Genomic DNA, 25,071 nt, shown 5'->3' on the forward strand with positions numbered 1-25,071 from the left:
TCATCTGAATTATCCTGATCGGTTCGCAGCAACCACCGACTTTCTGACGCCCAGATAACCAGCTACTTAGTATGAAAGTATGCTTTATTTATTAAATTGTATGCATCATACCATTCAAAAAAATCATCGTCAACAAAAATTTGTAAGTTTTTATAAAATCGGCGACAACAAGCGTGAAAAATATTGTTTAAACTTCAGCCAGAGTGACTGTTCATCATACATTTTAGGTGTTTGTAACTCTGAGTTTTTGATATCTTCCTTAAAAATTTCTTCCAGCTTTTGGGCCACTTTTTCATCGTACAAGAAGGTATTAACTTCAAAATTCAGCTTGAAACTTCGAAAATCAAGGTTAGCCGAACCCACCGAGCCTAATTTGCCATCCACAACCATCGTTTTTGCATGCAAAAAGCCAGTTTCATAATTATAAATTTGAATTCCCCACTTCGCACATTGCCGTGCGTAATATTGGGTTGCCCGATACACAAACGCATGGTCCGGCATATGCGGAATCATAATGCGCACATCAATTCCCGAGAGGGCCGCAACTCGCAGTGCATCCAGCACACTGTCATCCGGAATCAAATAGGGCGTTTGAATCCAAATTGACCGGTGAGCCGAATAAATGAGTTTCAGATAGCCTAACTTAATGGTTTCAGTATCTGAATCCGGTCCGCTGGAAACAACCTGCAGACTGGTATTTCCATTAACTTTAGCCACGGGGAAATAAACAGATCCAGGATCAAAAACCTTATCGATAGGATGATCACGATCTGTAGCGTTCCAGTCACGAATAAAACGTGCCTGAAGACCATACACCCCGGACCCCGCGATGCGCATATGGGTGTCACGCCAGTAGCCAAACTTCTTTTTTCGTCCCAGATACTGATCGCCAATATTGAACCCACCGGTATAGCCAACCTGCCCATCAATGACCACAATTTTCCTATGATCACGAAAGTTCAAACGAAAATCAGTCACTGCTGAGTGTGTCCCCAAGAACGGATAAGCCTGCCCACCAAGTTCGCGCAGATGCTTAAAGAACTTATTGGTTGTGCCCATCGAGCCCCAAGAATCCCAGATCACACGGACTTCAACCCCTTCAGCAGCTTTCTTTTCTAAAAGGTGCAGTACTTCGTTCCCGATTTTATCCGCATAAAAGGTATAGAACTCGATATGAATATGCTTTTTCGCTCGTTCAATATCCTGAAACATTTCATGAAAGAGTTCTTTGCCATCCGTAATCAGCTTCACACGATTACGATGGCTCAAAAAAGCGGCGTCCGCGTTCATAAACATGGTCGCTAAACCACTGGCGTCTTCCACGACTTTATCAGCCGCAGTATGGTCATTATTTAATTCTTGGGTTTGCCGGGCAAGTACTCTTTGAAGCTCAATCTTAGTTTCTTTTTTCAATTGAAACATCTTTCCCTTGGGCAATTTACGTCCTGCAAAAGCATAGAAAATAAAACCGACAATTGGGAGAAAGAACAAGACCAGCAGCCAAGCCCAAGTCGCGGCAATATCGCGTTTTTCTCGAAAAACAGTTACAATAGCTGCAAGCGAGTTAAAAATAATGATTAATTCAATAATGATGTGTACCCAATTCATGATTATCCCCCGGTAATTAATATCATACTGATTTTTAGAAAAAAAGCACTATTTACGCTCTAACCAGCCAATTTTGATAAATTTTAACTAGTTATTGATTTAAGAATTTGGTATATTTTCATTTTACCCTTCCCGTGTTTGTTTTGAAACCGCTATTGAGAAATTGCTGAAAATTGCACCGGGTAATTTCTACGACAACATAAAAAAACGCCTGATCATCACTTGAACAATCAGGAGTTTATCGCGAAAAACAGACCTCAGACTTTATTTTTAGGCACAAAAAAACCGTTGCCGCGGCAACGGAAATAAGTGGGTCTACACTTTCTGGTATTGGTGAATAACTGATACCAGTTTTTATTTTGAAAAAAAAAAGGACATTTGCCCTCTTTGTGTTACGATTTAATCGCCTAATAAAATCGAAAAGAGGAAAAACAAATGTCCCTAACTAATTCTATCCTAAGCCTATTCGAAATAACAGACCCTAATTTAACTGTAACTGAGATTACTAAGGAACATTATCCCAATGGGCAACACGTTCATGTCGTTCACGCTATCCTTTCCTATCAACTTTTAAAATGTCCTCATTGTGGCCATAAATCTCTAATCAAAAATGGAACTCACATTGGCCATCTAAGATTGGGAACCTTATCAGGTGGACGTTATGAGATGCAGCTAAAACGACAAAGATATCAATGTAAACGGTGTTTAAAAACCTGTGGTGCTCAAACTAACCTCGTTAAACGTAATGAAACTTTTACGCATAATGTGAAACATCAAGTAATTGTTCTGGCTCGGGATATGCTGACCAGTAAAGAAATCGCTAAGATTTGTGGGATTTCACCAAGTAGTGTTCAACGCATTTTAAATGCGAATATTCACTTAGCTTATCGTGTTAAAACACTCCCCCAAAATCTTTGTTTTGATGAATTCCGTTCCTGTAATCATCTAATGTCCTTTAACTGTTGCGATGCCGTTAGTCATCGCCGCATTGTGATTCTTAAGGATCGCCTTAGTAAGGATATCATTGATTACTTTGAAGCTCGCTATTCAGTTCAAGAACGTATGAAAGTTCAAACAATCACCGTTGATATGAATGCTGAGTATGCTGGCTTTATTCATCGGTTATTTCCTAAGGCAATAACCATCATTGACCGTTTCCACATTATTCAACTTGCCGGTCGGGCACTGGATAACGAACGTACACGTGTGATCCATACTTTTCAAGATAAGCATTCCCGAGTTTATCGCATTCTAAAATCTCAATGGCGTTTGTTCCATTTGGCAGAAGAAAAGGTCAATGATACTAAACTTATCTATTTACACGGTATCAACGAATACATGACCCAACAGAACGCCATTGACCTAGCCTTAGATGAATTTCCAGAATTTAAAACTGTGTATCAAACCTATCAAGGAATTCTAACAGCCATTCAACAAAAAGATGCGGTTGGATTTAAAACCTTGATTGCCAACTACAAGGCGGCTGGCAACCAAATGGATATTACTATCTCAACTTTAATAAAGAATGGTCCTGCTGTTCTCAATAGTTGTCGTTATCCGTATTCCAACGGTCCTATTGAAGGACTAAATCGTAAAATTAAGGTGTTAAAGCGTAGCTGTTTTGGTTTTCAAAATATTCATAACTTTTTCATTCGTATCAGTTTAATTTATGCGTAAACAAAAAAAGCACATTCACCGAAGTGAACATGCTTTTCAAAAATCTCCACCAATACAATTTGACAGAGACCCAAATAAGTAACATGATCATAAAAATGATCATCCATTCACTTTATGGGGGGAGTAAATGAAAAAGTTATTTATGCTTATTATAGTATTCACAAATTGTGAATTATTTATGAAGATAAGGTTTCAATCACGTTACATTTTTAAAAATCCACCTTTTTAACTGAAATGAAAGAAGTTTTTGAAATGAAAAATTCAAATGAAGTTCAAATCTTACCTGCTACCAAAACTGATTATCCCCAGTTAGCACAAATTTATCAACAATCACGAAAGGCGACTTTTCCGTGGGTTCAGCACCCCGAAATTAGCGATTTTATCCGTGACTCGGAAGGAGAATATCTTTTAAAAGCTGTTTTGAATCAAAAAATAGTTGGCTTTCTTAGTTTTTATCAGTCAGCAAATTTTATTCACCTTTTATTCATTGATCCTGAATATATGCATCACGGCGTTGGGACCCAATTGCTTCAGGCGATCCGCTTGCAAGCCACAGATCTGGTAACCTTGAAGTGTGTTCGCGAAAATACAAATGCCCTGGCGTTTTATAAAGCACAAGGTTTCAAAATTATTGGGCGATCACTATGGCGAAAACCACCCTACTATACGCTTAAAGACACCAAAAAAGCGGCTTACCCATTACTTTAAGGGCACCAGCCGCTTTTGCTTTTATTTACGCACTTGGACGAACACACCTGTGACATCATCTTGGTCTACTGTCCGGACTGCTTTAAAACCATGCACCACTAATCCTTTATACCGCTGGGCAACCCCATTTTTTAACTTAAATCGATAGGTGGCCGGAATTCCAGCTAGTTTTAACTTCAAAACTAAATTAGTTTGCTGATGTGCTTTTTTCTGAATATGATAAGTTCCCTGGCCCATTTTATGCAACGTCCCGGCTTTTTTTGCTGCTGTGAACGTTGCATAATATTTTTTGACGTTATAGACGGTAACCTTTCCCTTGCGATCAAATTTAAAGGCTTCTAAACCTGAATTTGACTTGTTTTTTATGCCCTTGGAAAAATACCAGAGCCCCGGATTACGCCGGAGTTGCTTATCCGCGGAAGTCTTTGCAACTTGGGGTGTGCGCGGCACAGTTCGCCCCGTCTTCGTTTGCGTTTTTACGCAGCCACTTACACACACCGCCAGACTTACGACTACCAGTGACCTTAAAAGACCCCGTTGCCAAAATTTCATTACCACATCTCCCCCTAATTTAACTAAGCACTGCTGATTACTCGTAATCTTTAAATTCTGGTCTCGCTTTGGGAACCAAAAACTGACCTGGAATGGCACCAACGCGTTTCGTTACCTTATTCCAGTAACGTGGAATTAAATGAATGTGGCAGTGAAACACGCTTTGTCCAGCAGCAGCCCCCGAATTGATCGTAACGTTGTATCCATCAGGCTCAAATTTAGCATCTAAGAGCTTTTTTGCATCTGCAACCATTTGGATGAGCGCCTCACGTTCTTTGGCTGAGACCTCCCAAATTTGCGTGACATGCCGTTTGGGGATAATCAGTAAGTGTCCTTTACTAACCGGATGAATATCCCAAAAAGCCACGCTTAAATTACCTTCCATGACGTAATCTGCTGCTTGTTTTTGACAGAATACACAGTTTGGATCAAAATCCATTTTACCGCCCCCAAATCTGAATTTGTCAATGTACTTAAAAACCGTCAAATGACGCAAACTTGGTCTAAAAGTACCGCCTTCAATAATTGAATTATAACAGAATTACTTTCTCACGGCTTTGCCAAAAAAATCAAAAAAAGCGGTCCTATGACTTAATCGCCCTAATGATCTTAAGAGCTTTGTCTAGAACCGCTTTTTTAGTTTAGTGCTTATTCTTTTTCTTAAACGAAATTCCTTCATACGTCAGTTTAATCAAGCTCGGGAGCAATACCGGAATGATAATAATCAGGATAATCAACCCAATAATCACAACCAATGCCACTTGAATTAAGGTGAGTACGCCGGATGGAATCATTGCTGCAAACGTTCCACTTAAGATAATCATTGCCGAAAGTACCACCGCGCCAATCACACCAGACGCCTCTAAAATACGGGTACTTGGCTTCAAATCTTTATTGAAGTCTCGATACCTCATCATTAAGAAGATGCTGTAATCGACCCCTAAAGCAATAATCATGATGAAACCGAAGAAAGGTGTATTCCAAGTTAACATGGATTGCCCTAAGAAGACGTTGCTGATTGCCTTTGTAATTCCCAAGGAACCATAGTAGGCCAGCAATAATGTCCCAATAATGTAGAACGGCATCAAAATTGACCGGGTAACAAACATTAAAGCAATTAAAATACCGATGATCATAATTGCCGCTGTTCTGGTAAAGTCATTACCAGCAACCTTATTGATGTCAGCTGTTTGTGCGGTTTGACCGCCAATTGCCACAGTTGCATCCTTCAAGGCTGTCCCACGAAGATCTGCCTTAACCTGCTTTTGAATGGCTTTTACTTTTGCCATCGAAGCACCTGAGTTCGGATCAGAATCTAAGACAATCGTTAACTTCGTTGCCTTGCGGTCTTCTGAATAGTAAGACTTCAAAACCGGTTTGAAGGCCTTGCCATGGATTTGACTTGCCGGAATGTAGAAGGTCTTCCCAACGGATGAATTACCCATCCCATTCAAATAACTATTAGCTGAATCCATGCCTGAACTAATGGTCTTGGTGCCCTTTGCGGCTGTTTGCAGACCAGATTTCAGTGTGGTAACCTTGCCAGACAATCCTTTCAAAGTACTGTACATCTGCTTTTGACCAGAAACTTCTTGGTTTAACCCGTCTGTTAATTCAGGTGTTGAACTTGCCAATGTGCTTGCACCAGTTGAAAGTTGGTTCAAACCGCTTGTCAAAGTGCCTAACCCACTTGTTAACTGTCCCACGCCGCCGGTAAGTTCGCTACTCTTGCTAGATAACTCAGCTGCGCCGCTGGAAGCCAGCTGGACGCTGTTGGCATATTGGTTAAGCCCGCTATTAAGCTTAGATACACTGTTTACCAGGACAGAATTCTGGTTAACTTGCGTATTCAGCTGCTCAACACCAGCCGTAAATTGTTTCAATTTCGAAATGCTGCCAGAAGCATTTTGCAATTGCGTCCCTAATTGTGTTAATTCATTCAACTGGGCTTCACTGATGTTAGTCGAATTCATTAATTTTTCAGCTTGCGCCATAATGGATTCAAGTTGCTTCAGCTGACTGATGGTATTGGAATCAATATTAACTGCATTGAGTTCTTTTTCTAGACTGGCAACCTGCGTTTTCACACTGGATAGCCCGCTCAAAGTACTTCCGGTTTCCTTAATGGTTTGTGCCGAAGCACCTGCCGTTTTTGCACCAGAAGTAATTTGTGATTCAGCTGTCGCCAACTTTTGCTTGTCAGCAGAACTTAGATTACTTTGATCAATACCAGCTAACGTCTTTAACGCCGCTTCGTTTGATTGTGCAGCTTGCGCTGAATTTGTTGCAGCTGACGTTAGACTAGTCGAAACTTTATCTAAACTGCTAAAGGCACTATTGACGCTTGCCAAATTTTTCTTAGCCGCTTCCAATTGTGTTAGCAATGGTGCTAACTGTTCCAAACTGTTGATTGCGCTTTGTGATTGCGCTAATTCTGCTTTCAACGAATTCAACTGCTTAACGCTGCTGCTTAGGCCTGACAGATTAGCCATTGCAGCATTCCCACTGTTCAGTGTTTGTTGAAGACCATCAAGTTGAGTATCAATTTGAACCGCCGCGGAATTTAATTTGGAAACTCCTGACGAAAGATCCTGAGCAGAACTTAACAATTGTTGGGTCCCATCAGTTAATTGACTGGAGTTACTGCTCAATAAACCTAATCCAGAACTCAAACTGTTTACACCGTTTGCATACTGATTCAATCCGCTAACCATCGGGGCAATCTTACTACTCATGCCAGAAACGCGGGATGAAATCTCACTAGCGCCACTGGCCAGTTTATTAGCTCCGGAGGTCACTTCAAGTGATCCGTCACGTAAAACTTCCGTTCCGGCGATCAATTTTTGAACACTATTTAAGCCACTATCCATGTTGGTAGCTGCCAGTTGGTCCGAAGCACTCGTGAGGCCTTTGCCGATCGTGTTCAAACCTTTTTGAGCTTGACCCACACCTGTGGTGACAGTCTTTACTTGACCTTTGACGTAAAGCTTGCCAATTGCCGTTCCACCTGGCTGTGTCGCTGATGCCACTGTTTTGACACCATCTTCGTCTTGCAACTGGTTAGTAATTTGATCAATGAGTTTTAAAGTTTTCTCATTATCGAGCCGCTTATTCGAACGAATGTAGAGTGTCGATGGTTCTGCTGTCCCGGCTGAAAAATGTTTCTTTACAACGTTAAAGCCCACTTTTTCTGGCAAACTATCACTTAGTTCATCGAGATTGTTATAGTTCAAGGTGCCAGAGCCAGTGATGACGAATGGCAGGGTTAACAGCAGGACCAAGGCCAACGCGATTATAGGATGCAAAATTGAAGAGTTTGCCAGTGCATGCCACATCTTGCTTTGTGAATGCCCATCAAATTTCTTGGATGGCCAAAACATTTTCTTACCTAAGACGTGCATGAAGAAGGGGTTCAATGTTAAAAGAACCACTATTAACACGGCAACACCTAAGGCAACCCCCACTGCTGATTGGTAAATTGAAAATTTCGCTAGGCCAAGCGCGAGAAAACCGATAAAGACCGAAGACCCACTATACAGAATGGTTCTCCCCGCCGTGCGAATAGCTTTGCGACTAGCCGTATGTCGATCTTCACCCAAACTTAACTGCTCTTTAAATTGTTCATAGAGTAAAATATTGTAGTCTGTCCCAATTCCGAATAGCACCACCACAATGAAGACTTGGGTAAAGTTAGAAAACGGAAAGTTCACCCGTGATACCAAATTTGTGACAATGGACAGGGTTGTAATGAACGAAACCCCCACTGTAAACACAGAAATCAGTGGTACCACTGGCGAACGGAAAACTAAAATTAAAACAATGAAAATAAAAATAGCGGCAATGATTTCAGTTTTCTTAACTCCGGCCTGCGTCGCCTCAGAGAATTTTTCGTTAAGAATATCGCCACCAGTAATGTAGGTTTTGACCCCTGGTGTCTTAACGGCTTGCGTCAGTTCTTTATCAATTTTTTTGAAAGAACCGTGTTTTTTAGAGACTAAGACCTGAACTAATTGGGTCGTTTTATCTTTTGAAACCAACTGTTTACGCGTTTCTGCATTATCAGAAGCAGCGGTCACATCTTTAATCCCGTACTTCTTTTTGTGATCTCGTAAATAGCTGATGGTACTTTTAATATTTTCCTTTTGTGTTGCCGTTAGCTTTTGATTGCCATTATTAAAAATCGCAACCACTTGCGTCGTATTCCCCTGTCCATATCCCCATTTGGACTGAATTCGATTTGCAATTTGGCTTTGTGCGGCACTCGGGATTTTAGTATCCCCATGAGATCTGACTAATTGGTCGATATTTGGCAAACTGAAAATGCTGATTAAAATGATACCAAGCCAAACAATCAGTGCAATTCCATGATTCTTCACAAGCTTTTGCATGTTTATCTCCTTTCAATGTCCACTTTAATATACAAGAGGACATTATAAGCGTTCCAAAAATAAATGTAAACAGTTTTACTTTATTTTCATTTAATGTTTTTAAATTTTTTCCAAAGTAAAAAAGCCAACCACCTGGCCGACTTTAATTGAACTTCAATTGTAGGAGATTTATTTTATAGAAGCGAAATACACGCACCAGCATCATGCACAACTAGCTGTTTCATTTTCCGACAACTTTACCTAAGTAGTTATAGAAAAAGCGAAACTAGCTTAATCTGTTCACCTAGTTTCGCTGCAATTAATGCTAAAGTATGCTTTATTCGGGTGACTGAACCTCAGTTAACTACAGAAGCGGATCCCAAACGGGTACAGGCTCTGGAGTCGAATCGGCTGCTTTGAGTTGGGCTTCCGTTAAATATTTCCGATGAACAACAACTTCATAGACATAATCTTCAAACCAATCGTCTGTCATGGCAAAGTAGCCCTTATCGCCGTTTTCTTCACCCCAGCTATTTTCTACCTTCCACTTTTTGGCTTGACCCTCAACCACATCAACACCCGTAAAGGTCATGGCATGGGAGACATTTGCTTGGCCATACTGGAACCGTTCTGCCTTGCTCATGCTCAAGTCAACATCATAAAGGGCATCCGTTCGGTAAAGTTGACTATCTAAAAGGCCGTCCTTTCGATCCATCTGTTCCAAAACATCATTCCCAAACCAGACTGTTTCACCATCTTTTAGTTGGGCAATGGTGGCCTGACGTAAAACGTCCATTTCTTCATTTAACACGGTAATTTTCTTGCCGCCAACCACATTATCTTCTGCAGGTAAACTGTATAATTTGTTAAATGGTTTATCAGGCGAATTGGCCAGGACAACATAATCATCTAAATCAACCGCAACGTACTTATCATAAAATTCCTTTGGTGTTAAATCGGCGTCGCGCTGATAATTCTTCTTATCATCGCGATATTCAAAATCAAATTTTACCGGCGGTTCACCGACCGCAATCGCCGTCATACGATAAACTTCGCCTAACAATTGATCCCGTTTAGCGTTCAATTGACCTTCCGTTGCACCGCTGTTTTTTAATTCACGCAACGTAATGGCGTCTTTACGCAGTTTTCGGCTTAAGGATTCGCCAAAACCGGTTGTATCATTTGTATTGAAGCTCTCTGGCATCACAGAAGACGGTACCACACCATACTTTTGAATAAGGGCTGCTGCCATTGCCCACTGGCCACCATCACCACCAGGTCCTGCTAAATAAAAGGAAACTTCACGATTATAAGTTGGTTTGTCGGCAGTTCTCAATATATTTTCATAAAAAATATTTGCGCGTTCAATCTTATCCCAAAAGTAAGAATAAGCTTGTGACAATTCAAAATCCTTCATATTATATTTATCCGCAACCTGGTGACGCAGCGTGTTTAACATAGAGAACAGCCAGCAACGACCGCTATGTAATTGGTTGGAAACCTTACCCGTTTCGATTTCAATTGAAAAAGTGCGGTCTAACCGGACTTTAGCGGCAATATCCTCGCTCGCTTTTAACACACCATTCTTAGTTGCTGCACGTTGAACCACAACGTTCCGATTGTCTGCATTAAATGCTTTACGGAACTTAACGACATTTTCTTGCGTAACTTCTTTTCCCATGAGGCACCTCCAAAGTAATCATTCATAATTAAGAATAATCTAAGGGTATTCTAATCCTTTTACAATAAATTGGCAATTTTTCTTCAATAAAAAACGTGCTTCCTCAAGTTCACGAGAAGCATCTTTGCTCTAAAGGCTTGAAAACACTGCTTTTTCAGCATCATCAAGCTCCAAAACTAGATCCACTCGTCAATTTGGACGCACGTTTATTATTCTTGAAACTTTTATTTAATAATCACTTGGCCGGTCATTCACATTTTTCTTTGCCGAAGCGCTGCCCCAGAATGGCACTTTCACAACGCCCATCACTTCACTCTTTTTAACAAATCCCCAATAACGACTGTCATTTGAAACGCTACGATGATCACCCATCACGAAATACTCACCAGCAGGGACTTTTTCTGGTTTATTCCCCCAGCCGCGCGCTTTAGCGACTGATGCTAAATTCCACTTAGACGCTTCCGCACCAATCGCCGTCCCAGTTGTCCGTTCATAAGCATTGATGAACTTTTGTGGAACTTCTTTATTATTAATATATAATTTACCATCATTATACGAAATGGTATCACCGGGCATTCCGATGACGCGCTTGACATAATCCGTACCCGGAGTGGCTTGCGGGTCAGCCCCATACGCATCAAAAACAATGACACTAAGGTGCTTGATTTTCTCTTGTTTTAAAACAAAAACCCGTTCATTATTTTGTAAATTGGGTTCCATTGAAGACCCATCAACGCGGACAATTTCAAACACATAAGTACGTACCAACATCGCAATGGCGAGTCCAATAACAATTGGAATAACCCAGCTTAAAATACTCTTTATAGTTTTCATGAAAACTCCTCGACAAACTTATTTATATTTCCATTTTAGAGCAAAATCTGCAAAAAATCTTGTCAGAAGTCCAAAGCAATATAAATTCTTCATAATTTCGGGCAAATTGACGGCCAATACTGCCGAATGAACACACAAACTGCTTGGTAATCAACCTAGCAGTTTGTATAATAGCAATAGCAGAAACTATCGCGGTTATTTAAAAATAAAATGGAATGAGGAAACTTATTTTGGCCTTAAAATTAACGGTATTAATGGATGAACAGCAAACACAAGTGACTTTACCTAACGATCAAGGCACCATTACTTTCACAAAGGCAGCCGGTTCAGTCCCTGAACATGGTGTCCAGCTTTTTGTAAAAAGTAGTCAGCTCGTCAGCGTCGATCAGGTTGTCAGTGACGCGGATGAAGTTGTAACGATTGAACTGCCTTGGTCAGTTGAAACGGCATTTGTCGCCCGTGCTTTTCAAAACAAATTGGCAAACACAGAAACACCTATTCCGACCAATCAAGAAACAGCCATTGAACCAACACTTGCTACTCTGATTGCGATCCTAACACGTTTTGGTATCCATTTGTCGCCCGTTAAACCGGCAAAAAAACGCCCTGCTAAGGCACGGCACCGATTTAACAAAGCGCTTGTCAGCCATCCGTTTAAGGTCAATCGTCATGGCAGTTCCGCCACCGTTTACTGGACAGCAAGTAAAGAAATGACTGTCAAGGCCGGTGCCAAACTGACTGGCGAGCAAATCATGAATAAAGACGGTTCGATGCGGTACGGGACCAAGTATGGCGAAAAGCTCCGTGCCGATAATGCGGATGCCATCGAAAACTTGACGACAACTAAAGACATTAAACTACGCAGCGTTAATGAAGTTGGGCTCTTCTTATATTATGGCGATACCAACGGTTGGTTAGAATTAGTGGATGCTGAGGGTCGTACTTTAGATGAATTAACTAAAATCTAAGTTAACCTAAAGTTGGTAGTTATCAAAACAACCTAGCAGAAAAAGCGTTTTAACTTTGCGCATGACAACAGAAGCCGAATGATTCTCTGAATCGTTCGGCTTTCGTCGTTACTCAGAGAAGGTTGCCTTTTTCGTCCAATTTCGGCGATCACAAGAAGCTGGGCGTTTTCTCCCAGTCTAGTCCCTACGACTAGCTTTGCCTACCAAGCTATTTTCTGATATTGCCCTTTGAAAACAGCCATCTACAAAACTATGCCTCGCATTCACAACTTCTTAAGAAACCCACGTTCACCTTAACTTCGGGAACCAATTAGCCGGTTACACATCATTTTTAACCACTTAAACAAAAAGTATTCCAATCTTTTAATAAAAGTAGTCTAATGGTAACAAGGCTTAAGGAAAGGAGACAAAGCGAATGAAAGTGCGTTTAGAAATTGACGAGACGCTCAGCGAACCCGAAGTGGTCATTCGGGCTGCCAGCAAGGATCCCACCGCTTCTCGTTTACAACAATTATTGGCACAAACCGCTTCGACCGGTACGCTAATTTGCTATCAAGGAACAACGGAATACTTTATCAACTACGATGCCATTATTTTTGTCGAAACGGCTGACCGGCGCTTGCAAGTACATACCGTAGATAACATCTACACCAGTAAAAAACATCTTTATGAATTAGCAGACACTTTGCCAGGTTATTTTTTACAGGTTTCTAAATCAGCATTGATCAATCTCTACCAAGTAAATGCGCTGACGAAATCCATCTCAAATTGTCTCATATCTTTTCGAAATACCCACAAACAGGTCTACGCTTCGCGGCGTTACTACAAACAATTACAAGAACGATTAAACGAAATGAGGTCATCACTATGAATACAAGAAATAAATGGGGTCGCTGGTTCTGGGGACTGTTCTTCCTCGCCTGTGCAGGAATCTTAATTGCCAGTAAATTGGGCATCTTTACTTATCACATTGGTTTTTGGACACTGATCTTCACCCTAATTTTAGCTGCTGCCCTCATTAAAAGTTTGGTGAATTTCAGTATCGCAGGTAGTGTTTTTAGCTTAGCTTTTCTGGCGATTCTTTATGCCAAACCACTGGGCATCACGCGCATTGTTCCCTGGACACTGCTTGGCGCCGCTTTGCTTCTCAGCATTGGGCTTTCTTTAGTCCTACAGCCACTGAAACGCAGAATGCACCATTATCCGTCCGTCACGTTTGAAAACGGAAGCCGTCGGAGTCGTTCAGACCACTTTTCGCAAACTGCATCGGCAGATTATGAATCCTCTGTCAATGTGAACGTACGCATGGGCAGCACCATCCGCTACGTACAATCTGATAATTTTCAGTATGCCTTCATTAATTTAAGTATGGGGGAAGTCAAAGTTTACTTTGATCAAGCTACCATTGTGGGAAAAACGGCCACAATCGAACTCAATGGCAGTATGGGCGATATTGACTTGTTCGTCCCCAAAAATTGGAACATTCAGGCACAATTAAACTCCTTCATTGTTGATGTCGAAGAGGTGGGAGAACCCGTTGTTCAAGGTGGCCCAGTTGTTTCGTTAGTTGGGAACTTCAAAATGGGGGACATTACCATTCATCGTATTTAGGGGAGAAAATTTGATTTTTTAGGATTGGAGGGGTTTTGCATGAATAAACTAAAATTATCCGCACAAACAGTTAAGTTACTGATTATTAAATTCGCAGGCACCTTTGGCAGCGGCATGCTTTCATTTGCCATTGGCCTATATATTCTCCACCGGACCGGTTCTGCTTTAAGTATGGGCGTTTCGTTAATTACCGGTCCGCTAGTTTCCTTAGTTTTGACGCCTTTTGTAGGGTATGTGGTCGATAACTTCAATCACCGGTTCATTATGATTATTGCCCAAATTGCCACCAGTTTCGGCTTGTTACTATTTGGTTTTAGTTTTCAATTATGGCCCGCTCAGTACTACCCAGAATTAATTGTTTTGATGATTGTGTTGCAGATTACTGATAACTTCTTGAGTACGACCCTAACTGCGAGTTTGGTTCAGTTGTTTAAAAACGAAGAACTTCAGCGGGTTAACTCGCTAAATCAGTCGATGTCATCCCTAGCTGCTTTTCTCGCTCCTATTATCGGGGCACTCGTTTACACATTAGTTGCCATCAACGTCTTTGCCTATATTGAAATTGGCTTCGAAGTCATTGCGCTATTTACCATTGCTGGGTTACGGTTTAAGCCGACTATTCAACCGGATGTCACTCCAGAAACTACCGCAAAGCCAGCAGAAACAGTCTGGCAAAACTTCCGTACAGGGCTTCAGTATCTCAATCACCAGAGCCTGCTACGAATCCTGGTTATTTCGGCTGCCACAATCAACTTTTTCTTTTCCGCACTTAATGTTGGGGAACCGTACTTACTCGTGACAACGCTGAAACTTTCGAATGCCCAATACGGCTTAACTGATTCCGGCTTTGCAGTCGGCATGTTTGTCGGTGGCATCTTATTAAGCTTAATCACACTCAAACGCCATCCCGTAATCATCTCCTATCTAGGGATTATTGCTTTATCGGTAATTATCATTTTAGCGGGTGTTCCAGAAATTCTCGGATTATCTGCTGATCTCAATGCCATCTACTTTATTCTCTTGAACATGCTCAACGGAATTACGCTAGTGGTGATCAATACGCCTTTAAATACATTTATGCAGCAGTTGATTCCTCAAAACATGCAGGGACGTATTTTCTCCCTCCAGAGCACCATCAGTATGTTATTGATGCCGTTGGGAACGCTTGTATTTGGCTACTTATTTGATCAACTGTCAGCACTGACAATTTTTGCGGTTACCGGTTGCTTGCTAATCGCCTGGATCTTCATAATTATCTTAATTTTAACCAAACAAAAACTCCTAGAGAAACCAGAAAACATTATTTTGACACAGGAAACAACTTTAAAATCATAAAAAAAGCAGCCTACTCTAACAAAACTCAAACTCAGTTAACCATCTTGCTGAGTTCAACCGTTTTGAAAAGTAGGCTGCTTTTGGTAACTATCCTCACTGTTGCCATTCCCATTTTTCTTCTTTAATTGCGCGCTGACACCACGTTGTATTTTTAACGCTCTCCACGCACCGAAACCCTTGTTGATGGTACAAATGACGCGCACCTGACAATTCATCAACAGTCCACAAATAAGCAAACTGAATGGCGTTTTCAGTCAGATAAGCCATTAATTTTTGCAGAAGTTTTTTGCCAATTCCAAAGCCTTGATAACTCGGATCTACCGCAAACCACCGCACTTGAGCTTGTCCTTGTTCGTCTTGGATAAGGGAAATTGTCCCCACACGTTTGTGATTTATTTCAGCAATCCAAACAATCCCCTGATCCATATGCTGAACATATTTGGCTAAGGCATCAAAAACATAATAATGAAACTGCTCATTATACTTAATCTCGGTTTGATAAATACGACTGTGCAGATCAGCGATGAATCCAACATCGGCAAGCTGTCCTTGACGAATATTAACCCGCACTTTTTTTTGCAAAATCGCTTCAATTTCGGCCATATCCTGAGCAATGAGTTTCAATTGCGCATCCGCATATGTTTTAAGATACTGGTCTAGATAAGTGCGTGCCTTTTGCGTGAGTTCTGAAAAGACTGCTTTGCCTTGATCGGTCAAACTTAAATTCCGGTGTCGCTTATCCTGCTTATTCGCCGTTCGTTGCACAATATTATTTTGAACTAACTTGGTAATAACTCTGCTTAATTGTCCCTTATCAAAATTTAAAGCGGCTTGTATTTTGGTCGCGGTTGTCGGCTCTTGCGCATTGATTTCGGCAATGACACGTGCTTCATTCAGTGAATACGTACCAATATACAACTCCTTATCAAACTTATTGAACAAGTTAACGTAGTAGCGGTTAAAGTTCCGAATCGTTTCAATATTTGGTTTCCGTAACATCCCCTAGCCCTCTTTCGAAAAAGTTAGGTTTACATTAAGTCAATTAGTTGATTTTGTCAACTAATTTTAATAAGAACGTTCCGCGGAAAATTTGTGCGGCTTATCTTTATACTCTACAATGTTTTTAGATAGATTATTGAATTGATTCTTTGGGGAAATTTACCATGTTTACATATCACGCTTTAAAAAAGACACTACATACCTTTATGAAAAATTGGTCTGCTTACCTCATCCTGGTTATTTCCTTGGATCTGATCCTAAGCTTTTTAATCGTGCCCTTAATGCGGTGGTTTACACGCCTGATTATGATTACCAATCGGGTTCCATACGTATCGTATACTAACATTGGCTGGTTATTCACGAAACGCCCCGCAGCTGTAGTAGAATTGTTGGTTTTAGCACTCATCATTCTTATTTTGGTTTTTTGGCAATTTGCCTTTCTGCTTACCGGCGTGGCAAATATTCTCAAACTGCAAGAACAGCGCTTAACTGTTGTCCTAAAGGCTTCTTTACGATCGCTACTTCATTTACGCGTCAGTAGCTTCTTGTTTTTTATTCCCTACTTTGTGCTCGTTCTGCCTTTTTCTGAGAATTATTTATCTTCACCCTTACTCGCAAAAATCCAAATTCCTGTCTTTATTATCGAATTTTTACAACAAAAACCACGCTATGCCATTTTACTGGCGTTCGGTACCCTTATCGTCAGCTATCTGGCCTTGCGCCTTATTCAAGCTTTGCCTTTAATGGTTATCAAAAAACAACATGGTTTCACGGCGGCTAAGACTAGCTGGGTGTTAACCCGCCATCATTTATGGGCTTATATCTGGCGCTTAGTTATGCTGGGCTTCTCAGGACTGGTTGCAACCGGAACAGTTTCATTAATACTTTATGGCTTGCAGCTACTTTTGGATAAAACACCTAAATTAATTGCCTTTAGTGGGGCCGTCATCAATATGGGACTGCTCTCAATCTGGTCACGCATCATTGGTGCCGTCATTTTAGTCAATTTTATTCTTCTTTTGTTGATGATGCTGGATGCCCAAGCACCGTTTGTCTTAAACGTCCAAGCTACAAAACAACCTAAGCGGCTTGCTAGTCATCGGTGGATCCCGCTGATTCTCGTTGCTATTTTTTTGACTAGTCAAATCAGTTTTAACATCTACTATTTACGGGGCGCCGTTTTGACCCAACCACTTACAATTTCTCATCGCGGTGTTGATAATGAAAATGGCGTTCAAAACACCATTCCGGCCTTAATTAAAACAAGTAAGGAAAAACCGGATTATGTTGAAATGGACCTGCACGAAACTAAAGATCATCAGTTCGTTGTAATGCACGATGAAAACCTGAAACAACTGACTGGTGTCAACAAAGCGCCTTACCAATTGAAGTTAAAGCAACTCACTCGGTTAAAAGCCCACGAGAATGGTCATGTCGCGCCGGTCGCTAGTTTCGACACTTATTTGCGAGCAGCCGAAACTCACCACCAAAAATTATTGGTGGAACTTAAAACCACAGCACATGACAGCAAAAATATGCTCACTCGGTTTGACCGCCGTTATGCGCACCGCCTAATGGCTGATCATGACATGGTGCACTCCCTTGATTATCAGGTCATCAGCGGCTTAAAAAAACTTACGCCTAAGCTCAAGGTAAGCTATATTTTGCCTTACAATTTAACCTTCCCTCAAACCAGCGCCGATGCGTATACCATGGAAGAAACAACGTTAAATTCCGCCTTTGTCACTCAAGTACACTATAATCACCAAGCTGTGTTTGCATGGACGATCAATGATAGAGATGACATGACCAAGATGTTCTTTTTAAATGTCGATGGTGTGGTCACGGACAAGTTGACTCTTCTCAAACAAACCATTAAGTCAAACTTTGATCATCCCAGTTACGCTAGTCGCCTCCTCATCTATTCGAATGAATTGGATAACCTGACTAGTTTATCTAAAACAGCCCTCAATTAGCTTCATTTGAAGTTCAAAATCTGTTTAATTTTAAGTTGACTGAAGCTCACATTCACCTAGTAGTGCCTCTTAGGCCTGATAATGACTGTGTCTTATTTCTTGTGCTCAGCAATCTTTAATGACAAACAACATGTTAATCAGCTGGGCATTTAGCCTTCTCATAACCGTCCCGCGCTTTTTACAACAGCCCTCATTAACTTTCCGTACTAAGTTTATTGGCAGGTGCAGGTGCCACAGTCGCTTTAACCGTCAGATCAGCTTAAAAATTAGCTAATAAAAATGCTTCATTCAATCAGCGTAACCAAATTGGATGAAGCATTTTTTATTAAGTAGATATCGGAAACTTTAGGTCCGTTGTTTCACGTGAAACAAACTTAACCTAGCTATAGAAATCCTTTTTGGAACCCTCTAAACAACTAAGCATTTGTTTCAAGTAAGTCATTTAGTGGAAGTTGCCGGAGCTGAGCCGCCTCTTGAAAGCAACGTACGTTGGGTATTTCCAAGTAATTCGGAAGTTGTACTAACTTCACATTAGTAATTTTCAATAGTTTCCGATCGTTTAGCAACTTAAAAGCTTGATACGCTTCCTTACCTAATAAAATTAAGTATTGTGGCTGAATAAGGTCTAACTCCTCTTGCAGTTTATTTGCGTAAGTAACTAACTCGCCTTCATAAGCTCCTTGTCGTGCGCGGTGCACCGCCCTACTAGGAGCCATATCAGAAAACGATTTGAGCACATTAGTCATATAGGCACCCTCAAAAGGCGTTTGCATAAGCATTCGAGCCAATTTATAGGCTTTGTCTGCTTTGGAGGTACTATGAAAAGCAGACCATTTTTTGGTAGATCGGTTCCCCTGTGACCCGCCATTACATCCCAAGACGACCGCATTTCCAGTTAGATGGGTTTGTCGATAAAGGGGGTCTGCCAAATCCTTCATCAGCGGGCGAATACCACAATCAGTGCCTAGAATAGGCCCCGTCAGATCACTAATATGCCAAAGCGCCCAACTACCATACTGACCATATTTCGTTCGCAACATTCCATACGTTTCATCAGCAATCTTTTTCATGCCTTATCTCCTGCATTTCCCTTGTTCTTCTCCCTTAACCATCATAAAATTCTGTCATACGCTGTTTCATTAACCACTCTGGGACATTAGCAAGTTGCGCAGCAGTATGCCCAATAATGGTCACGCGGGGCGTATTAAAAATCAGATCTTGATTATAAAAATCAACAATATTTAACGTGTTTTTGTTCATATCAATGGCTAAATCCGTAACGTGTTCAACGAGATCGTTAGGTAATAATAATTTGGCTGCCAAACTTTCAACCGACCACTTGGTCATCGCGTCTGTATTTTTACTAAAATCAGGAACATATTCAACAGAACTCAAAATGTACTTAGCGAGCCCCTCACCAACTAGCCAAGCCTGCTGTTGATAAGTGACTTGATGATCAGTGACAACTAAAATATCTTCATAGTGGTGATTAAATTCGCGAGACTGCGGACGATAAAGCTCAAACGCTGTTTTTAATTTACTACTGTACTCAATCCGAACGTGCAACGATTGCGCCAGTCCCAACAAATCAATACAGGTGCTTGCAGACTGTATTATTAATCGCCCAAGCGAGTCAATCAAGCTTGGAAAATCACGAATAATTTCGCCATACATGTATTTGCCGTATATAGTACGTGATTCAATATCTTTTTCGTTTTCACTCTCTGATTCATTTTCGTGGATTGTCATCTTTACGCCTCCTGATTGTTTATACAAAGAAATTGTATGACAATGAGATGACATAATATGACACGCAATTTTTATATAATTTCTTAATGTGATTTTTGATTAAAAACGCTTTAAAAAACTTAAACCGGTTTCATTTTTCCTGCTATACTGAACATATGTTGAAAAATTAGACGAGTTACTGTTTGCGTTTCAGTAAATTTTACCTGTAAAGGGGGCGGTTCACATGCAAGTGACGCTTAAAGATATCACCGTAACTTACGACCATGATCACAACATTTTCGATCACCTTAACTGCGAATTTCACGATGGTGAACTTGTGGCTCTGCTTGGGCCCAGTGGCAGTGGGAAAACAACCCTTTTAAATTTAGTTGCCGGATTGCTGTCTCCGAAAAACGGACAGATTCTATTCAATCATCAGGATGTAACCAAGCAGGATGTCCGCAAGCGCAATATTGGTATGGTTTTTCAAGATTACGCCTTGTATCCACAGTTAAGCGTGTTAAATAATATTGCCTTTCCTTTAAAATTACGGCATGTTAAGCGAGCTACCCGTAGCCAACGGGCGCAAGAGTTAGCCGCTTTGGTTCACATTTCTTCACAATTACCAAAATCACCAAGGGAGCTCTCAGGCGGGCAACAGCAACGGGTGGCCATCGCCCGGGCACTTGCCAAGGAACCCACAATTTTACTGCTTGACGAACCTTTATCAAATCTTGATGCTGCTTTACGGGTCGAACTGCGCGGGGAAATTCGTCGGATTCAACAAGCTACTCAGCTTACAACTATTTTTGTGACTCATGATCAGGAAGATGCTTTAGAAATTGCGGATAAGATCATTGTGATCAACGCCGGGCAGATTCAACAAATTGGGACTGGTATCGACTTATATCAGCATCCCCAAAACTTATTCGTTGCTCAATTTGTGTGAAAGCCAAAAATTAACGTCCTTCCCCTTGCAGATCTTATGCCATACATAGCCGCTTCAATTCCAGAGGTCATTCGCACACAAGCTAGCTACCTTGGTATTCGCAGCGAAGCTTTTACTTTTGAAAACGAACCATCTCTGGCCAAAATCCCAGTTGATATTGACTCTCAGCGCCAGTTGGGAAGTCGTGTCCAAACTAAGTTTCACTTTCAAAACCATGACTTAATAAGTACCGGACTTAAAATTTATCGTCCACAATTGCAACCAAAAATACTTCCCATCGCTAGACGTGGGTGTTACCTTTTTTCGAAAGATGGAACTTGTATTTGGGAAGGTGATGCCACGTGATTAACGCCAAACCCACACTTAAATCTACCTTAAAGGCCTTACTCTATTTATTGCCATTATTACTGATTACCGTGACGTTTACGGTCTGGCCCGTCATTAACACCTTTTTGATGAGCTTTTACACCAAATATAATTATTTTACGAATAAAGTGAGTGCTGTCGGATGGCAAAATTTTGTTTACCTATGGCACGACCCTAACTTTCATCTGGCCATTCGAAATACCCTAATTTTTGTAGGTGGGGTCGTCCCGTTGACCATTGGCTTAGCTTTAGGGATAGCTTTGTTGTTAAACCGCCTTCCGTATCTGGGCACGTTTTTTCGAACCGTCTATTTTTTACCTTTTGTTACCTCTACCGTTGCAATCTCTTTAGTCTGGAACTGGATTTTTCAGCGTGACTATGGGCTTTTAAATACCATTCTAGGTTGGTTTAAACTTCAGCCCATTGATTGGTTAAATAATCCGCAGTACTCGCTATTGGCCCTGATTATTGTTTGCACTTGGCGCGGGCTTGGCATCAATATTTTGTTGTTGCTCACTGGACTGAACAACATTGATTCTCGCTATTACAAAGCAGCCGCTATTGATGGCGCAACTCCTTGGCAGCAGCTGACTAACATCACACTCCCAATGCTGAGACCGACACTTATTTTAGTGATCATTAATCAAATTATTTCAAGTTTTAAAGTGTTTGATCAAATTTACGCGCTTTTTAACGGCAATGCCGGCCCTGCTGATGCTGACTTAACCTTAATGTATTATCTCTATCAAAAGTTCTACCTTGAAGGTCAGTACCCTGTTGCAGATGCTAGCGGAATCGTCCTATTTGTTTTTATCGGAATCATTACTGCCTTGACTTTCTGGTATTTTCACCACCGTCATGCCCTTTCGGGAGGTGATTACTTTTGAAAGTAATTATTAAAAACGTGGTTCGTTACTTTTTACTTAGTTTCGGTGCCGTTTTGACCCTGTTGCCCTTTATTTGGATGCTACTCACAAGTTTGAAAACACCAGCTGAAGCACTCTCAATCCCCCTTGTCTGGTTTCCTAAAATCCTGCGCTGGGGAAATTATGTTCAAGCCCTACATGCAGCACCCTTTGCCCGTTATTGCTTAAACTCTCTTGTGGTGACTGGAACCACAACTCTTGGCCAGCTTTTTACTTGTATATTAGCGGCGTTTGCATTTACGCATCTTCAATTTTACGGCCGGCACCTGCTGTTCACACTATTAATCGCCTTAATGTTAGTTCCGGGTGAACTCCTGTTGATTCCAAATTTTGTCACTCTGGCGCATTTACACTGGATTGATACCTATGCGGCCCTGATTGTGCCTTGGCTGACTAGTATTTTTACCATGTTCACGCTGCATCAGGCCTTTAAAACACAGTCACTGACTACTTATTACGCAGCTCGTGTTGATGGTGCGAGTGATTGGCAATACTTGTGGACAATTTTGGTCCCTGCGCAACGCTCAACCATTATCGCTGTTGGTATTCTTCAAGTAATTGGTTCTTGGAATGCTTTTATGTGGCCACTAGTGGTAACAAATTCCGATCATCTTCGGACATTACCAGTTGGTTTAACAGCATTTACTAATGATACCGGCACAAATTATCCACTACTAATGGCAGCTACCGCGTTTGTGATTTTACCATTATTAATTTTGTATCTACTGCTTCAAAAATATATTATTGCCGGAATGAAAAAGGCAAATTTGAAAGGATAGTTTTTTATGAAACAATTTCGACGTTTTTTCCTCATTGGCTTTTATCTATTAACTGCATTTTTGGTTTTAAGTGCTTGCTCTTCAAAACAGGCTGCCTCGTCTTCGCAACGCGTCAAGATTACGTTTTGGCATGGTATGACTGGTGTTCATAAAACGGCACTCAATCAAATGATTCGCGATTTTAATCATTCCCAAACAAAATATAAGGTCGTTGGTAGTTCGCAGGGAAACTTTATGACACTGCAGCAAAAAATTAACGCCGCTGCAAAATCAAAAACCTTACCAACACTCGCACAAACCTCCTATACAAATGTACCTAACTATGTTCACGGCGGCTTTGTCACTTCGTTTGACCCTTACATAAGTAAAACTGATTTGCATGATATTTATCCAGTATTTTTACAATCAAGTAAGTACCAAGGAAAAACTTATGCTATGCCGTTTTCAAAATCGGTGCGGATCTTATTTTATAACAAGGACTTACTGAAAAAATACGGTCTCAAAGTTCCTCAAACCTGGGCAGATATTCAACAAGACGGCTTAAAGCTCAAATCTAAAGGCATTAAGGCCATTGCTTTTGATCAGTCCTTCAATGCCGCTTTAAATGATCTAGCAAGCTCAGCTGGAACCCCCACTTATCTCACAAAAACTAAAAGTTAACTTAGATACCAAACAAACGCTGTCTGCGACGCACGTTATCTGGGACATGTTACAAAACGGGACCGCTACAACTGCCGGTTCAGATGGTTATGGTAGCGTCCAATTTTTCGAAGGGAAGACGTTATTTTATAGCGGTTCTTCGGCGGCTATTTCCACACTCCAGGCCACAACACCAAAGGGATTTCATTGGGGGACTGCAATCTCACCAAGTTATAAGGGCAAACGAGCGGCATCAATTGCTGGAAACGATCTGGTCATGTTCAAATCAGCTTCAAAAGCGCAGCGAAAAGGGGCCGCAGCATTTGTAAAATATTTGATGAAAAAGAAACAAACCATCAAATGGGCGGAAAACACAGGTTATCTTCCGCTAACAAAATCTGCACAAAAGGATGCCACCTATAAACGTTATTTAGCTAAACATCCGACCCAAAAAGCCGGTATTGATTCCGTTAAATTCGGTTTTCAGGATCCGATCTTTTTAGGTTATGATGAATTCTACACGGCATTCATTAAGGCAATTAATCAGATGATAACCAATAAAGTGACGCCAGAAAAGGCAATGTCTGAATTGCAAAAGCAGACCGTCACCATTATGAAAGAAAATCAGTAACCGCATTTAAAAAATAAGAGTGCTGTTTCAGTCTTTAAATTAGACTGAGACGGCACTCTTATTTTGTGTAGAAAAGTTTAGTTTAACGAACCAATCGCAAGCCCTAAAGCAGAAGCAAGTTCACTAAGTTCATCACTCAATGTGTAATGCTCTTCCTGAAAAGGTTCGGACTTAACTTGATTAATCATATTGGTTAAATGAGTTCTTTCCGTTTCTGTAAATCGACTTTGAAACAGATTGTAGATATTAGAAAATGTTGAAATATCTTGATCAACTTGTTCTTCAGAATCGTATTCATCCTCATCATAAAAATAAATAAATACGTCCCCAAGATCTCCAAAGTCAGTAGCCAAGTTTATAACTCCAGTCTGTATCAAACTTCCTTGTGCGTAATCCTCAACGGCCAATTTGTAGCTATTAAATGATCTTGGTGCGTTTCCATTCTTAAGATACCCGTACCAAATCCAGCCTGAAACCTTACCAGCCTTAATATACTGATAAATGTAATTCTTACCATTTGTTTTTTGAATTTTTGCCTGCTCCGTTGCCGTAAACGTCGTATATTTGTAGTTTTTCCCATAGTGAGCCACTCTATTCAGTTTAACCGAACTGTACAACGTCCCGCTGGAAACATGAACCTTAGTATCTTTAATATTTGTAGACTTTACGACGCTTATTTTTGCCTTGGCCTCTACATTTTGTCACTGTAGAAACACTGAATTTAAACAAACTAAGGC

General features: G+C 40.9%; 20 protein-coding genes and 1 pseudogene. 11 read left to right on the plus strand and 10 right to left on the minus strand.

Going from position 1 to position 25,071, the window contains the following annotated elements; translation table 11 throughout:
- Positions 1-150: 150 nt before the first annotated feature.
- The gene (gene cls / locus ACLJJ6_RS09925) at positions 151-1,608 is read right to left on the minus strand and encodes a cardiolipin synthase (RefSeq protein ID WP_412989289.1); all 1,458 of its coding nucleotides are present in this window, start codon (positions 1,606-1,608) and stop codon (positions 151-153) included.
- A 435-nt stretch (positions 1,609-2,043) separates the two neighbouring features.
- Between cls and ACLJJ6_RS09930 the strand changes: the two genes are divergently transcribed.
- Together ACLJJ6_RS09930 and ACLJJ6_RS09935 are read left to right on the plus strand one after the other, a co-directional pair.
- The gene (locus ACLJJ6_RS09930) at positions 2,044-3,285 is read left to right on the plus strand and encodes an ISL3 family transposase (protein WP_412988180.1); all 1,242 of its coding nucleotides are present in this window, start codon (positions 2,044-2,046) and stop codon (positions 3,283-3,285) included.
- Between the two features lie 252 nt (positions 3,286-3,537).
- Entirely contained in the window at positions 3,538-3,993 is a 456-nt protein-coding gene (locus ACLJJ6_RS09935; RefSeq protein WP_412989290.1) for an N-acetyltransferase family protein, read from the plus strand.
- A 21-nt stretch (positions 3,994-4,014) separates the two neighbouring features.
- Here the strand turns inward: ACLJJ6_RS09935 and ACLJJ6_RS09940 are convergent, their stop codons facing one another.
- From ACLJJ6_RS09940 to lepB, 5 genes are all read right to left on the minus strand, one after another.
- Positions 4,015-4,545, minus strand: a complete 531-nt coding sequence (locus ACLJJ6_RS09940) for a hypothetical protein (RefSeq protein WP_412989291.1) — start codon at positions 4,543-4,545, stop codon at positions 4,015-4,017.
- A gap of 37 nt (positions 4,546-4,582) precedes the next feature.
- A complete protein-coding gene (locus tag ACLJJ6_RS09945) occupies positions 4,583-4,984 on the minus strand; it encodes an HIT family protein (RefSeq protein ID WP_412989292.1) in 402 nt (133 codons plus the stop codon).
- 202 nt (positions 4,985-5,186) lie between these two features.
- On the minus strand, positions 5,187-8,933 hold the full coding sequence (locus tag ACLJJ6_RS09950; RefSeq protein ID WP_412989293.1) for an MMPL family transporter: 3,747 nt from the start codon (positions 8,931-8,933) through the stop codon (positions 5,187-5,189).
- 343 nt (positions 8,934-9,276) lie between these two features.
- Positions 9,277-10,593, minus strand: a complete 1,317-nt coding sequence (locus ACLJJ6_RS09955) for a C1 family peptidase (RefSeq protein WP_412989294.1) — start codon at positions 10,591-10,593, stop codon at positions 9,277-9,279.
- Between the two features lie 228 nt (positions 10,594-10,821).
- On the minus strand, positions 10,822-11,427 hold the full coding sequence (gene lepB, locus ACLJJ6_RS09960) for a signal peptidase I (RefSeq protein ID WP_412989295.1): 606 nt from the start codon (positions 11,425-11,427) through the stop codon (positions 10,822-10,824).
- A gap of 230 nt (positions 11,428-11,657) precedes the next feature.
- Between lepB and ACLJJ6_RS09965 the strand changes: the two genes are divergently transcribed.
- From ACLJJ6_RS09965 to ACLJJ6_RS09980, 4 genes are all read left to right on the plus strand, one after another.
- The gene (locus ACLJJ6_RS09965; protein WP_412989296.1) at positions 11,658-12,395 is read left to right on the plus strand and encodes a hypothetical protein; all 738 of its coding nucleotides are present in this window, start codon (positions 11,658-11,660) and stop codon (positions 12,393-12,395) included.
- A gap of 415 nt (positions 12,396-12,810) precedes the next feature.
- The gene (locus ACLJJ6_RS09970) at positions 12,811-13,266 is read left to right on the plus strand and encodes a LytTR family DNA-binding domain-containing protein (RefSeq protein WP_412989297.1); all 456 of its coding nucleotides are present in this window, start codon (positions 12,811-12,813) and stop codon (positions 13,264-13,266) included.
- On the plus strand, positions 13,263-14,006 hold the full coding sequence (locus ACLJJ6_RS09975; protein ID WP_412989298.1) for a LiaF transmembrane domain-containing protein: 744 nt from the start codon (positions 13,263-13,265) through the stop codon (positions 14,004-14,006). Before ACLJJ6_RS09970 ends, ACLJJ6_RS09975 begins: the two co-directional genes overlap by 4 nt.
- 39 nt (positions 14,007-14,045) lie before the next feature.
- Positions 14,046-15,341, plus strand: a complete 1,296-nt coding sequence (locus ACLJJ6_RS09980) for an MFS transporter (RefSeq protein ID WP_412989299.1) — start codon at positions 14,046-14,048, stop codon at positions 15,339-15,341.
- 93 nt (positions 15,342-15,434) lie between these two features.
- On the opposite strand, the gene ACLJJ6_RS09985 is transcribed toward ACLJJ6_RS09980, so the two are convergent.
- Positions 15,435-16,340 (minus strand): GNAT family N-acetyltransferase, encoded by a 906-nt coding sequence (locus ACLJJ6_RS09985; RefSeq protein WP_412989300.1) that lies wholly within the window; start codon positions 16,338-16,340, stop codon positions 15,435-15,437.
- Positions 16,341-16,504: 164 nt separating this feature from the next.
- Between ACLJJ6_RS09985 and ACLJJ6_RS09990 the strand changes: the two genes are divergently transcribed.
- Complete coding sequence (locus tag ACLJJ6_RS09990; protein ID WP_412989301.1) at positions 16,505-18,316, plus strand: glycerophosphoryl diester phosphodiesterase membrane domain-containing protein; 1,812 nt, start codon at positions 16,505-16,507, stop codon at positions 18,314-18,316.
- Positions 18,317-18,732: 416 nt separating this feature from the next.
- Here the strand turns inward: ACLJJ6_RS09990 and ACLJJ6_RS09995 are convergent, their stop codons facing one another.
- Both ACLJJ6_RS09995 and ACLJJ6_RS10000 read right to left on the minus strand, forming a co-directional pair.
- Positions 18,733-19,386 (minus strand): uracil-DNA glycosylase family protein, encoded by a 654-nt coding sequence (locus ACLJJ6_RS09995; RefSeq protein WP_412989302.1) that lies wholly within the window; start codon positions 19,384-19,386, stop codon positions 18,733-18,735.
- Between the two features lie 34 nt (positions 19,387-19,420).
- Positions 19,421-20,065, minus strand: a complete 645-nt coding sequence (locus tag ACLJJ6_RS10000) for a hypothetical protein (RefSeq protein ID WP_412989303.1) — start codon at positions 20,063-20,065, stop codon at positions 19,421-19,423.
- Between the two features lie 223 nt (positions 20,066-20,288).
- On the opposite strand from ACLJJ6_RS10000, the gene ACLJJ6_RS10005 reads away from it, so the two are divergent.
- The 4 genes and pseudogenes from ACLJJ6_RS10005 (at position 20,289) to ACLJJ6_RS10020 (ending at position 24,334) form a co-directional block, all read left to right on the plus strand.
- Entirely contained in the window at positions 20,289-20,993 is a 705-nt protein-coding gene (locus tag ACLJJ6_RS10005; protein ID WP_412989304.1) for an ABC transporter ATP-binding protein, read from the plus strand.
- 341 nt (positions 20,994-21,334) lie between these two features.
- On the plus strand, positions 21,335-22,246 hold the full coding sequence (locus ACLJJ6_RS10010) for a carbohydrate ABC transporter permease (RefSeq protein ID WP_412989305.1): 912 nt from the start codon (positions 21,335-21,337) through the stop codon (positions 22,244-22,246).
- Complete coding sequence (locus ACLJJ6_RS10015) at positions 22,243-23,064, plus strand: carbohydrate ABC transporter permease (RefSeq protein ID WP_412989306.1); 822 nt, start codon at positions 22,243-22,245, stop codon at positions 23,062-23,064. Before ACLJJ6_RS10010 ends, ACLJJ6_RS10015 begins: the two co-directional genes overlap by 4 nt.
- A gap of 6 nt (positions 23,065-23,070) precedes the next feature.
- Positions 23,071-24,334, plus strand: a pseudogene (locus tag ACLJJ6_RS10020) (ABC transporter substrate-binding protein).
- 77 nt (positions 24,335-24,411) lie between these two features.
- On the opposite strand, the gene ACLJJ6_RS10025 reads toward ACLJJ6_RS10020, so the two are convergent.
- Positions 24,412-24,924 (minus strand): hypothetical protein, encoded by a 513-nt coding sequence (locus ACLJJ6_RS10025; protein ID WP_412989307.1) that lies wholly within the window; start codon positions 24,922-24,924, stop codon positions 24,412-24,414.
- Between the last annotated feature and the right edge of the window lie 147 nt (positions 24,925-25,071).

The sequence above is a fragment of the Pediococcus siamensis genome (assembly GCF_047220215.1).
Classification (GTDB): Bacteria; Bacillota; Bacilli; order Lactobacillales; family Lactobacillaceae; genus Pediococcus; species Pediococcus siamensis.

What these genes read in the sequence shown, in the direction of transcription:
- ACLJJ6_RS09985 (WP_412989300.1), bottom strand. Translation starts at nt 16,340, where the DNA reads ATGTTACGGAAACCAAATATTGAAACGATTCGGAACTTTAACCGCTAC.
- ACLJJ6_RS09955 (WP_412989294.1), bottom strand. Translation starts at nt 10,593, where the DNA reads ATGGGAAAAGAAGTTACGCAAGAAAATGTCGTTAAGTTCCGTAAAGCA.
- ACLJJ6_RS09975 (WP_412989298.1), top strand. Translation starts at nt 13,263, where the DNA reads ATGAATACAAGAAATAAATGGGGTCGCTGGTTCTGGGGACTGTTCTTC.
- cls (WP_412989289.1), bottom strand. Translation starts at nt 1,608, where the DNA reads ATGAATTGGGTACACATCATTATTGAATTAATCATTATTTTTAACTCG.
- ACLJJ6_RS09935 (WP_412989290.1), top strand. Translation starts at nt 3,538, where the DNA reads ATGAAAAATTCAAATGAAGTTCAAATCTTACCTGCTACCAAAACTGAT.
- ACLJJ6_RS09990 (WP_412989301.1), top strand. Translation starts at nt 16,505, where the DNA reads ATGTTTACATATCACGCTTTAAAAAAGACACTACATACCTTTATGAAA.
- ACLJJ6_RS09980 (WP_412989299.1), top strand. Translation starts at nt 14,046, where the DNA reads ATGAATAAACTAAAATTATCCGCACAAACAGTTAAGTTACTGATTATT.
- lepB (WP_412989295.1), bottom strand. Translation starts at nt 11,427, where the DNA reads ATGAAAACTATAAAGAGTATTTTAAGCTGGGTTATTCCAATTGTTATT.
- ACLJJ6_RS09940 (WP_412989291.1), bottom strand. Translation starts at nt 4,545, where the DNA reads ATGAAATTTTGGCAACGGGGTCTTTTAAGGTCACTGGTAGTCGTAAGT.
- ACLJJ6_RS10005 (WP_412989304.1), top strand. Translation starts at nt 20,289, where the DNA reads ATGCAAGTGACGCTTAAAGATATCACCGTAACTTACGACCATGATCAC.
- ACLJJ6_RS09945 (WP_412989292.1), bottom strand. Translation starts at nt 4,984, where the DNA reads ATGGATTTTGATCCAAACTGTGTATTCTGTCAAAAACAAGCAGCAGAT.
- ACLJJ6_RS09930 (WP_412988180.1), top strand. Translation starts at nt 2,044, where the DNA reads ATGTCCCTAACTAATTCTATCCTAAGCCTATTCGAAATAACAGACCCT.
- ACLJJ6_RS09995 (WP_412989302.1), bottom strand. Translation starts at nt 19,386, where the DNA reads ATGAAAAAGATTGCTGATGAAACGTATGGAATGTTGCGAACGAAATAT.
- ACLJJ6_RS09950 (WP_412989293.1), bottom strand. Translation starts at nt 8,933, where the DNA reads ATGCAAAAGCTTGTGAAGAATCATGGAATTGCACTGATTGTTTGGCTT.
- ACLJJ6_RS10000 (WP_412989303.1), bottom strand. Translation starts at nt 20,065, where the DNA reads ATGACAATCCACGAAAATGAATCAGAGAGTGAAAACGAAAAAGATATT.
- ACLJJ6_RS09970 (WP_412989297.1), top strand. Translation starts at nt 12,811, where the DNA reads ATGAAAGTGCGTTTAGAAATTGACGAGACGCTCAGCGAACCCGAAGTG.